The organism is Pseudoalteromonas rhizosphaerae (genome assembly GCF_902498845.1).
In the GTDB taxonomy this organism is placed as follows: domain Bacteria; phylum Pseudomonadota; class Gammaproteobacteria; order Enterobacterales; family Alteromonadaceae; genus Pseudoalteromonas; species Pseudoalteromonas rhizosphaerae.
The window spans coordinates 50,630-62,347 of record NZ_CABVLM010000017.1; the positions used below are offsets into that span (position 1 = coordinate 50,630).

General features: G+C 41.2%; 9 protein-coding genes. 4 read left to right on the forward strand and 5 right to left on the reverse strand.

The features are described from left to right. The first annotated feature begins 11 nt into the window (after nt 1–11). Nucleotides 12–4,322: an alpha-1,6-glucosidase domain-containing protein gene (locus tag PSR9079_RS20590; RefSeq protein WP_149983079.1), complete on the forward strand. Its 4,311-nt coding sequence runs from the start codon at nt 12–14 to the stop codon at nt 4,320–4,322. A 127-nt stretch (nt 4,323–4,449) separates the two neighbouring features. Here PSR9079_RS20590 and PSR9079_RS20595 read toward each other — a convergent pair whose 3' ends face one another. Further along, nucleotides 4,450–5,775: a basic amino acid/polyamine antiporter gene (locus tag PSR9079_RS20595; protein ID WP_149983080.1), complete on the reverse strand. Its 1,326-nt coding sequence runs from the start codon at nt 5,773–5,775 to the stop codon at nt 4,450–4,452. Between the two features lie 25 nt (nt 5,776–5,800). After that, a complete protein-coding gene (locus tag PSR9079_RS20600) occupies nt 5,801–6,724 on the reverse strand; it encodes a homocysteine S-methyltransferase family protein (RefSeq protein WP_179959232.1) in 924 nt (307 codons plus the stop codon). A 215-nt stretch (nt 6,725–6,939) separates the two neighbouring features. On the opposite strand from PSR9079_RS20600, the gene PSR9079_RS20605 reads away from it, so the two are divergent. Continuing rightward, the gene (locus PSR9079_RS20605; protein ID WP_149983081.1) at nt 6,940–7,485 is read left to right on the forward strand and encodes a PH domain-containing protein; all 546 of its coding nucleotides are present in this window, start codon (nt 6,940–6,942) and stop codon (nt 7,483–7,485) included. 402 nt (nt 7,486–7,887) lie between these two features. Next, the gene (locus PSR9079_RS20610) at nt 7,888–8,802 is read left to right on the forward strand and encodes a DMT family transporter (protein WP_149983082.1); all 915 of its coding nucleotides are present in this window, start codon (nt 7,888–7,890) and stop codon (nt 8,800–8,802) included. Nucleotides 8,803–8,889: 87 nt separating this feature from the next. Here the strand turns inward: PSR9079_RS20610 and PSR9079_RS20615 are convergent, their stop codons facing one another. The 3 genes from PSR9079_RS20615 to PSR9079_RS20625 form a co-directional block, all read right to left on the reverse strand. Beyond that, nucleotides 8,890–10,671, reverse strand: a complete 1,782-nt coding sequence (locus PSR9079_RS20615) for an alkaline phosphatase D family protein (protein WP_149983083.1) — start codon at nt 10,669–10,671, stop codon at nt 8,890–8,892. A gap of 79 nt (nt 10,672–10,750) precedes the next feature. Further along, nucleotides 10,751–11,095 carry a rhodanese-like domain-containing protein gene (locus tag PSR9079_RS20620; RefSeq protein ID WP_149983084.1) on the reverse strand — a complete coding sequence of 115 codons (345 nt, stop codon included), beginning with the start codon at nt 11,093–11,095 and terminating at the stop codon, nt 10,751–10,753. A 1-nt stretch (nt 11,096) separates the two neighbouring features. Continuing rightward, entirely contained in the window at nt 11,097–11,285 is a 189-nt protein-coding gene (locus PSR9079_RS20625) for a YgaP family membrane protein (protein WP_149983085.1), read from the reverse strand. Between the two features lie 130 nt (nt 11,286–11,415). Between PSR9079_RS20625 and PSR9079_RS20630 the strand changes: the two genes are divergently transcribed. After that, nucleotides 11,416–11,718, forward strand: coding sequence for an ArsR/SmtB family transcription factor (locus tag PSR9079_RS20630; RefSeq protein WP_149983086.1), 303 nt, complete (start codon nt 11,416–11,418; stop codon nt 11,716–11,718).

The following is an 11,718-nucleotide window of genomic DNA, read 5'->3' on the forward strand; positions in this document are numbered from 1 at the left end:
GAGCATAAATAATGAATAAAATAACTAAATTGACTCATTTGCTATTAGCAGTGAGCTTAACACTACTGTTTGGCTGTGGAGGCTCAGGCAGTAGCGATGTAAAAGCAGGCCAAGCCTTATTGACTTGTGATGTACCGCAAGTCCCTAATGCAGCAGGCACTCAATGTGTTGCTCCTGAGCCTATCTCTTGTGACGCACCGCTGTTTCCAGATGCAAATAATGAAAGCTGTACCAGTGGCTATAACCCCGACTTACCAGACCCAGTGGTATTCGCCGGGGAAAATGAAGCCGTATTATTTTATAAACGTGATAAGAATGAAGGGTACGAAGGCTATCGTTTACACTCTTGGAATACCGACGGCTGTGATGCTTACGCGCCGCCGTTTGATGCCACCGATTGGGCTAATGGCCATGAATATAATGGTGTCGATCCAAACTATGGAGCTTATTGGATTGTCACGCTAAAAGACGGTTATACCGAGTGCGCTAATTTTATTATTCATATTGGCACAGAAGGTTCAGGTAAAGCCCATGGTGATGTGGATTTAACCATGCCACTGATGCAGGACGACGAGCGTTTTGTACGTATGAACTTTACCTTTGATGGTGAGCCAACAGTATTTGAATACCCAGTAGAAGCGCTTGGCGAACGCCCGGTTGCAATTGACGGTGCATCAGCACACTGGATTGATTTAAATACTGTGCTGTATAAGCCAAGCAATGAGCTTACGCAGATTATTAAGCTGCATTCATCAGCTGCTGCCGATTTGGTTGTTGATGTTGATACTGGCTTAAATGGTGAAACCGTTGAATTAATGGCAACGAGTTTAACCGATGCACAAGCAGCGAAAGTACCGCACTTAACAGATTGGACTGCCTATCAAGGTAATTGGGATGCCGCTACTGCAAAACAACTTATAAAACAACAGCTCGTTGTAGCGGGCTACGATGCAGAAGGCAAGCTACTTGAAGCAAGTTTTGTGCAAACCGCCAAAGCCCTTGATGCACTTTACACCCAAGGTGAAAACGACGCAAATGAAGCCATGCTAGGCGTGCATTATAATAACAATGCAATTGATGTTTCAGTATGGGCACCAACCGCTAGCAATATGATGCTTAATGTATTTGACGCCGATAAAGCACAAGTACATAGCACTGCCATGACGTTAGACAGCAATACAGGTATTTGGTCAGTGAGTTTAGACAGCAAATACGACCGTCATTATTACCGCTATGCGTTTGATGTTTACCACCCTACTACTCAAGCGATTGAAAGTTTATGGAGTACCGATCCTTACTCACTGAATGTATCAAGCAATGGCCTGTATTCGCAGTTGATCAACTTAAATGATGACGATACCAAACCACAAGGCTGGGATGAGCACAGTGTACCAACAATTACCAACCCGGAAGATGCCATTATCTATGAAGGTCATGTACGTGATTTTAGTATTCGCGATACGTCAGTAAGCGCAGCAAACCAAGGTAAATATTTAGCATTTACTGAGCTTGAAAGCATCCCTATGCAGCACCTTAAGCAACTAGCTGACAAAGGTTTAACGCATTTTCACTTACTCCCTGTAACAGACATTGGCACCATTGAAGAAGATGCGGATAAGCGCGTTGAAATCACTGACACCCTAGGTAAGTTATGTGAGCGAATAGACGATGCCGCCGATGCTTGTAAAATCGAAAATAAAAACAGCATCATTGCTCATTTAATGCAAAGCTACTTTCCGGGTTCTGATGATGCTCAAGCACTTGCCAGCGCGATGCGTGATTTAGACGGTTTTAACTGGGGTTACGACCCGCATCACTTTATTGCCCCAGAAGGTTCGTATGCATCAAGCAGTGAAGGGGTTGCCCGAGTTAAAGAGACACGCGCCATGGTACAGTCACTTCAAGAGATCGGCCTTCGCGTGGTTCTTGATGTGGTATACAACCATACAACGTCATCAGGCATTTGGGAAAAATCAGTGTTTGATAAACTCGTGCCGGGTTATTACCACAGATACAGTGAAATAACGGGGGATATCGAGCGTTCAACCTGTTGTGAAAACACCGCGACTGAACATGTGATGATGGACAAGTTTGTTAGCGATTCACTAGTCATACTTGCTCGTGATTTTGGTTACGACAGCTTTCGCTTTGATGTTATGGGGCACATGCCTAAATCATCAATTTTAGCAGCGCGTGAAGCGGTGCAAGCTGTTGACCCTGACAACTACTTTTATGGCGAAGGCTGGGATTTTGGTGAAGTCGCTAATAACCGATTGTTCACTCAAGCTAAGCAAGCTGATATGGCAGGCTCTGAAGTTGGCACATTCAATGACCGCATCCGTGAGGCTGTGCGCGGTGGGGCTATGTTTAGCAATAACCCGACCGATGGTAATTTAGCAGACCAAGATACTCTGCGTTTATCACTGGCGGGTAATTTACAAAACTATATCCTGAAAGACTTTAAAGGTAATTCGGCAAAAGGTAATAGCTTTAGCTGGAATACTCAGCCGACGGCTTATGCTTTAGACCCTGCTGACAGCATTAACTACGTATCAAAGCACGATAACGAAACCTTATGGGATCAACTGCAATATAAACATGCAACAAGTATGAGTATTGAGCAACGAGTGCGTGCGCATAATATGGCATTAGCAATTCCATTAGTAAGCCAAGGTATCCCGTTTATGCAACTTGGGGCTGATTTACTACGCTCAAAATCAATGGATCGTGACAGCTACAATGCAGGGGATTGGTTTAATGCGGTAGATTTAACGAAAGAAAATAATAATTGGAATATTGGTTTACCTAATGCTGAGAAAAACCAACAGGAATGGCCTGAAATCATTAAGGTCTCAGGTAATCCACAAGCTGCTGCACAGCCGCAAGATATAGCTTACGCAGGGGATGTGTTCCAAGAGTTTTTAGCTATTCGTAGTAGCAGCCCATTATTTAGATTAACCACAGAGCAAGATGTTATTGACCGTGTAGGTTTTCACAATGTTGGTAAAAACCAGCAACATGGTTTGATTGTAATGAGCATTGATGACGGTCAAGGTTTTGCAGATTTAGATAACCAAGTTGACGCGCTCGTAGTAGTAATTAATGCAACTGAGCAAGCGCTTTCACATACAGTACCAACCGCTGCTGGGTTTGAATTACATCCAATACTTAAAAACAGCACCGATAGCAGTATGTCTGGAGTGAGTTTTACTGCCAGTGAAACCGACGGTACATTTACAGTCCCAGCTTATACAATCGCGGTATTTGTAAAACCACAAGGCGAGAACCAAGGTGTAGGCTTAAGTGCGAATGCAACAGTGGGCGCGCCAGACGTAGTGCCTTTTGGCAGCACTACAGTATATGTGCGAGGTAGTTTAAATGATTGGGGCACAGCTGACAGCTTTGAGTATATGGGCAATGGTGAATACCGTATCGCTATTACTTTAACTGCGGGAGATTATGAATTTAAAATTGCCTCTGAAGATTGGTCGAGTGTGGATTTTGGCGCGCTGTCTGATGCTGATAAAGCAGTGTTGGAAAATCAAACCGAGCCTTTAATGCGCAGTGGCGCGAATATGACCTTTAATGCCGCAATTGATGCAACTTATGTATTCTCGTTTGATGCCAGCGATAAAGACAATCCAACGCTGAGAATTTATAACGAAGAACGATTCGTTGGCACGCCTGTATTTGTTCGTGGCAGCTTAAATGAATGGGGCACCAGTGATGAGTTAATCTATCAAGGTAAAGGCGTTTATACCTTTACTAAAATTCTCAGTGTAGGTAGTTATGAATTTAAAATTGCTTCTGAAGATTGGGATACCGTTGATTATGGTTCCGGTGAAGCGGATGCAATCGTAACCGTTGCCGAAGATAAGTTATTAGCTGTTAAAGGCGCTAATATGACGATGGATGTTGCAACCGAGGGCGAATATCAGTTCATTTTTGATGCCAGTGATTTGAATGCACCCACGCTGAGTGTATTTAATGCGCAAATGTTTGCAGACACTCAAGTTTACTTACGTGGCAGCTTAAATGGCTGGGGTACCGAAAACCCCCTAATCTATCAAGGGAATGCTATTTATAGTACATCACTTGATTTAGATGCCGGTGATTATGAGTTCAAAATAGCCTCTGAAGATTGGAACACTGTGGACTACGGCGGGGTAGGCGATGCACCAATAGTTAATATTAACGAGATAATGTTGCTTGAAGTGATAGGTGGCAATATAGCTCTGAGTATTACCGAATCAGGTAATTACACGTTTAAAGTGATTGGCCCAGATAAGGACAATATGAACCTACTTATTACTAAACAGTAGTGATCATATTTTCCTAAGCTTAAGCTGAGCATAACCCTGTATGCTCGGCTTTTTTAGTGCCTACTTATTTAAAATTGCATTAAAAGGCTTAACCTGAACTCTGGTAAAGATTTTTAATGCACTGATTTTAAATGTTTTTATTTAACTTAAATTGTTTACGGCTATACATAAATAGCATGATGCCAGGAATGTATAAAATAACAGATAGCAGCAGCGTGTTTAGCCCCGCAGCATATACTAACCATAGTCCATAAATACTGGCACCAAAGCCCATCAGCTTAATAGCAACAGAAAGCTTTTTTGCAAAGGCTACTTTTACCATGTAAGCGGCCACTAAAAAGTAAGGCACTAATATCATGGACGTAGAAACAAGAACTAAGGTGTTATAGCTTTTACCAGTAAATAAAATAAGCACTAAGCAAAGTTGAACAGTTAGGCTGGTTAAGGTCAGTGATGCAATAGATGTCCCATTGCTATTTTGTTGCTTAAATATGTTAGGAAATGCGCCATATTTGGCTGCGCTGTTAGGTACTTCTGCAGCATAAATAATCCAACTTAAATAAGAGGCTAATACAGATACAATAAGTCCCGCGCTAATAATAACTTTACCACTGGTCCCTGTTATCATTGCCATAATGCCTGCCATTGAAGGGTTACTAAGCTCTGTAATATTGGCCTGACTCATTAACCCAAATGCCAACATAGTGATGGCTATATATAAAATTAGCGCAGCAATCACGCCTATAAATGTGGCAAGGCCTATGTCTTTACGGTTTTTAGCTCGAGCGGAAAGGACTGCCGCACCTTCAATGCCAGTAAACACCCATAAAGTAATTAGCATAGTGTTTTTTACTTGTTCAATAAAATCAGTTTTCACGCTGACATTACTTTGATTTGCTTTAAATATTGCGGGGTCAAAGTACGCGTAAGCAAAGCCTATAAATAATAATAAGGGTATCACTTTAGCTATGGTGCCAAGTAGGTTTACAAAAGAGGCTTGCTTAATGCCTCTAACAATAATGAAATGCACAGCCCATAAAATAATAGATTCACCGATAAAGGCTGCAAAAGTATTACCATCGCCAAATAGAGTGCGTTCTGGGGTATCAATAAATGCACCTAAAGCAGCAAACGCCACAACTAAATAACCAACAACACCAATGGTGGCACACAGCCAATAGCCCCATGCAGATAAAAATCCAGCAAGCTCGCCAAAACCTTCTCGGGCATAAATATAAATACCGCCATCAAGTTCAGGTTTAGCGCGAGAGAGTTGCAAAAAACATCCAGCAAGTAGCAAAATACCAACACCAGTAATAAGCCAGCCAACTAACACTGCATTTACGCCCGCAACTTCAGCCATATTTTGTGGCAAACTAAATATACCCGCACCCACCATGGCGCTAAATACCAGCGCGGTTAGCGCTACTAATCCAATTTTATTTTCTTTCATTTGACTGCTTATACTGTGTTAATTACTAACCTTTTAAAGGCGCAAAGTGATGGTTTAATTGGGCTATATGCTCAGGTCCAATACCACAGCAACCTCCAATTAGGGTGGCGCCTTGTTGATGCCACTTTTTAGCCCACTCTAGATATGAAAGAGGGGTTAGATCTTCTCGTACTTCATCTAAACCTTCGTTAGCCGTAGCTTCTTTAGTTTGTGGTGCAAATGCATTCGCATACGCACCTATTTGTACGTGCTCTGCCTGCAGGTCTTTTAAAACATCTAAGGTTACGGTTAAAGCATGCTCAATAACCTCTGGTTGGCAGCAGTTAAATAAAATGCCCGTTACCTTTGCATTTAGCATGGCAGTTACTGCATCTTTTACAGATTCTCCTGAGCGCAGAGTTGCTTGATTACTTGGTTGTTCATCTTCAAGGGTAAAAGCAACCCATACCGGTTTTTGGTTGTTGCAGATCTGGTTAATTAACGTGTTTATATCTAGCGCTTCTTGAATAAGGCTTTGCGTTTCTATTAGCCATAAATCAGCATAAGGCACTAAACCTTCGATTAAAGGCGTTGCGATACGACTAAGTTGATCAGCTTGGTATAAATCTGGACGATAAGAGCCAAACATAGGTGGTAAACTGGCTGCGATTTTAGTTCCTATATTATTTTGTATTACAGCGTCTTTTGCGGCTTGGCCAGCTGTTGCAGCAAGTGATTTGGCTGATTGTGCAAAGCGCTCTTCGCCAATGTGAAAAGGTACTAACGCATAGCTATTTGTGGTAATAATATTGGCACCACTTTGAATAAAGTTACTGTGTGCTTGGGTTACTTTTTCAGGCGCCTCTATTATGGCAAGCGCAGACCACTCAGGCTGTTGAAAGGGAGCGCCAATGCGAGCGAGCTCTCGGCTCATGCCGCCATCAAGTAAAGTTAAGGTGTGAGTTGTCATTGCGCTTCCTCTGTATGAGATAATCTTGATGTGGATGTTTAGACGTCTATAAATCCGATTGCGAGAATATAGAACACACGACCTGTTTAAACAACCCTTTGTGTTAATCTTTTAGGTTTATTGGCAATACTTCGTAATAGGTTAACAATTTAGCTAAATTGCATTCAACTCAGTGATCACGTAATTTAAATGTTTAATCAAATTAAGAGTAAGCTATGAGTACCCCTATTTTAAAAAGTGCTAAATTCGACTCTAAAGTAAAATCATACTGGGTAGTGCTTGGAGTTATCACTTGTGTATTGTGTTTGGTGGGAATTCCATTTATCCCATTCGTCGCTTTCATTATCTGGCTGGTGGCAGGGCGAATATTGGCTGCTATGTCAGCTAACTTATTGGAGCGAAAGCTAGTTGTTAAGCGCGGTGTATTTTTCAAAGAAGAAAAGTCCATCCCACTTGAAAAAATAACTGACGTCGGGTTAAGCCAAGGCCCGTTGATGCGTTTATTTGGTTTGTATCGACTAAGCTTTGAAACCGCAGGTCAGTCTGGTCATGGCGCATTAGTATCGTTACTTGGGGTAGTTGATGCCAGTGAGTTTCGCGAGGCAATCTTAACTCAAAAAGATAATCTAACCGCACAGCAGCCAACTACAAAATCGGCTGATCATGAACCACAAAGCCAAGTTGAGCTAATACGCGCACTTACTTACAGTGTGAAAAATATTGAACAAATGTTAGTGACAATGCTGGATGATAAAAAGTGAGAACAGCTTTATATTATACTGTGTTGTTTAGGTTGTTCTCCCCCCACATTACAGTGCCTCTTAACCTCTTTGTGAATAAATCACGTAAAGATTTTTTGTACAAAAACCGTGACTATTAAGCAAATAAGTCATTATTTTTTGGGTGTGATAACGTAAGGCCAATATCTGAACTTTTTCATTAACAGCAAGGGTCTTCTTTTGTTTTAACCCTCCCAAAGTGTCTTATGCTATTAGCTCAGATTATCTCTAAACCTCTTGCTTTGTACCTTTTATGGGTGTAATTTAAAGCGGTTTTATCTGAAAAGGATGCAGCTTTATTAGGGGTCAAAGTAGTTGATTTCTAATAGGACTCTAATTTTGTAGCATATATTTGTGCTACACAAACACATGGAGAGAAGTTAAATGGCTAGTAAAGAGTCAACCGCAGTAATTTGGATGTTGTCAGATTCATTTATCTTAAGTGTGATGTTACTAATCGGTGGTTTTTTAGGTAAAGCTATCAGCCCATTCCAAGTTGTCTTTTTGGTTAATGTAATTGCAGCTTGTGCGGCCATTATATTATTCTCGAAAGGTAAATGGGAAAATATCAAACCCCAAAAAATGAAGCTACATATTTTCAGAGGACTGCTTGGTGTTAGTTCAACAATATGTTTGTTTTATGCTCTGCAATATCTAAGTTTAGCGGAAGTAACCGCGATTAACTTTTTTGTGCCACTTATAACGTCCATTTTGTCGGTGTTTATCTTTAGAGAAAAACCAAAAGCCTATGTCTATATGGCTATTATTTTGAATTTAGCTGGAGTGATGATGCTGCTTTCTCCAAAACTAATGGCGAGCCAAGTAACGCAGCAAAACCTCTATCTAGGATTGATCTTTGCACTGTCAGCGGTAGCTATTTTAGTCATTTATAATATTAATTTAAAGAGAATAGGCAATGCAGAGAAAGTTGTGCCTCAAATGGTTTTTGCTCCCCTCTATTCGGCGATTATCTTATTACCCGTCGCTATTTTTGTCTGGAAACCTTTAGATACAAATAGTGCTCTACTAATTATGCTATATGGTGGGCTCCTTATTACTAAACTTGCAGCACGTTTTTTCGCTTTTAATAAAAGTGACTTATCTAAGCTAATGCCGCTTGAATATGCGCAAATTCTATTTTCTAGTATTTTGGGCTACATTTTTCTTCAACAAACTCAAACTTTATTGGGTATCACAGGCATTGTATTGATCGTGCTATCAAGTATCGCTCATGTTTTATTCATGCACTTTGAGAGGAATAGCGACACTAAGAATATGAAAGGAATTACCAATGATTAAAGTCGTAACGCAAAAATTCCGGCGATCGAGTGATCGCCGGGCTGTTTTAATCTTTCATCTAAACATTTTTCCTAGCACCTAGAATCTTTACCCTTGTATTACTGGCTGACCTGCTAGCATACGTAGTTCTTTACTGCGCTCGGTTTGCATTTCGTATGAAGCGGTTTTAATGCTGCTCACGTAATTCCACTTAGCGGTGGCTTGCTCTGGGGTAAAGGTCACGGTTAAGTAACCTCTATCGACTAAGTTGTTATAGATAAGATCATTGACTAATAGTGCAATAACTTGCTCCATTTGTGCCGTAACTTCAGGTCCTTGTGTATTCAGCGCTAGGTATTCTTCAAGACCAGGCGAAGACACCGAAGAGGTAGCAAATTCTACACCGGCATTTTGTGACGCTGCAATTGGGTTTGCAGCATCAGTAACTAATTGCCCAGCCCAACCGTTATGAGTATCACCCGCTAAAACCACTAAGTTCTTTTGTGCGGCAATGGCAGTACCAAGCAGCACTTCACGTTCGTAGGCGTAACCATCCCATGCATCTAAATTGTATGGTGCAGTAGTATCAACTCGAGCGCGTTCGGCATCAGTAACACTTGGATCGCCTGCAAGCACGCGGCCTTTGATTTGTGCAAGTTCAGCAAATAATGCCGATGCTTGTGCTAATAATGCATTTGTGTCGCCGCCATTTGCTTGACTTATTTGTAAGCTCACTAGTAGTTGCAGTACTTCAAACGGCAAATGCATTTTGGTCATCAGTACTTGTTGGCCAAGTACCTGCCATTTTGAGTTTGATGTTGTCATGCCATCAGTGAGCCATGTTAGCTGCTCATTGCCAAGTAATGCGCGCGATGGTGAGCTTAGTGCATTTGCAAAATCACTTTGTCCTTGTGCACTGGTTAGGTCAAAATCAGCATAGCTTAGCTGTTCATCACGGGCGAGTACACGCGTGTCTAGCATGTATAAAGAGACTAAATTACCAAACTCAAAGCGACGGTAAATTCGTTCTTTATCAGCTACATTACGAATTGGCATCCATTCAAAATAGGCCTGTAGGGCATGTAGCTTACGTTCGCTAAATTCACCTTCGCCTTCATTATGGTTTTCTGCGCCATTTCGCCATGTGTCATTGGTAATTTCGTGGTCATCCCACACAGTAATAAATGCACAGTTACTATGCGCAGCTTGTAAGTTTGGATCAGTACGATAGTGGGCATAGCGGTTACGGTAATCAGCTAAGCTAATTATTTCGTCACTGTTATCTTCTGGCAGTAAACGGCCTAAAATACCAGCATCTTCAGTAGCGTAGCCATCATTGCCGTATTCATAGATGTAATCACCTAAATGCAATACAGCGTCTATGTCTGTTTGCTTGGCTATTTCACCATACACATGGAAAAAGCCTGCGGGGTAGTTGGCACACGATATAACAGCAAATTTCACTTTATCAATACTGCCTGTTGGTAGTGTTTTACCTGCACCAATAGGTGAGGTTTTGCCATTCGATTTAAAGCGATAATAGTAAGTGGTGTTGGCGTTTAAGCCTTGTAAGTCGACTTTTAAGGTGAAGTCTGTAGCTGCACTTATATGTGTTTCACCATTGTGGCTGATATTAGCAAAGTTAGGGTCGGTTGCTGCTTGCCATTGTACTTTAATGCTGGTGGTTGTTGGATCTAGAGGGGTTACACGAGTCCACAGAATTAGGCTGTCAGCTAATGGATCACCACTGGCAACACCATGAGCAAAGCTTACGTCAAGAATGTCGTCATCTTCATCATCAAACCGACAAGCTGTTAATCCTAATGATAAAACGGCGACACCAAATCCTGCCGCCGAGGCTTTTAAAAAATTTCTTCGTGTAAACGTCATTGCTCTGTACCGCTAAATTTAAAAGTAAGAGCTTATCCGACCAGTATGACTTTTATGTGAAGCTGTTATGCCAATTGCATTAAAATACTTGGCAAACCTGTTCTGCATTACAGGTAATAACGGTGACGTTTTCATAACCAACGCGGGTAAGTGCTTCAGCGCTTAATGTTGCGCGTGCGCCACTGGCGCAGTGTAAGTAAATTGGCCGAGCTGGGTCTTTTTCGATTTCCATTAACTTCATTTCTAGTAAACCTCGGGGAATATTAATTGCGCCGATAGCTGCTTTTGCCGCATGTTCGGCGGGTTCACGTACGTCAATTAATAGCCCTTTGTTGCCAGCAATTTCTTGCTTGGCCTGTGTAGCCTCAATGCGGCGTTGATTTGGCGTAATTATTTTCATTAGATCTGGGATTGAAGTAAGCATGTTATTCCTCGAAACCTAGTTTTTTTAAAAGAGTGATCATCGGGCACCATTTACTAAATGCTGATTGAATTAAGTTTAGAGCAATAAACACTGTAAACCAAATCCACAATGGATCATGAAATTGCTGTAGTAACAATGATATGCAAATCATTACACCTGCTATCAAGCGAAGAGCATCGTTTAGTTTCACGGTTAACCTTAGTAATAGTGACTGTTACTATTTAATATATTAGATAAAGCTACATTAGTAAATTATAATATTAGACTTTTCTAATATAGCTAACTATAATCTGCTGTACTTTGAATATAAGAGTGGAACTATGACTATCGACTTTGCAGCTATGGCTAATAACGTAGAGCATGCTGAGCAGCTATTAAAAATTTTAGCAAATAAAAACCGTTTAATGATTTTGTGCTCTTTGCAGGGGCGTGAAATGAGTGTTTCTGAATTAAATGCGGCTGTACCATTGGCACAGTCTGCTTTATCGCAGCATTTGGCTGCACTACGAAAAGCAAATATTGTTAGTACTCGTCGCGAAAGCCAGACCATCTATTATCGGGTGATTAACGACAACGCACAGGCTATGTTAGCCACGCTCTATGGTTTATTTTGTAAGGAATAA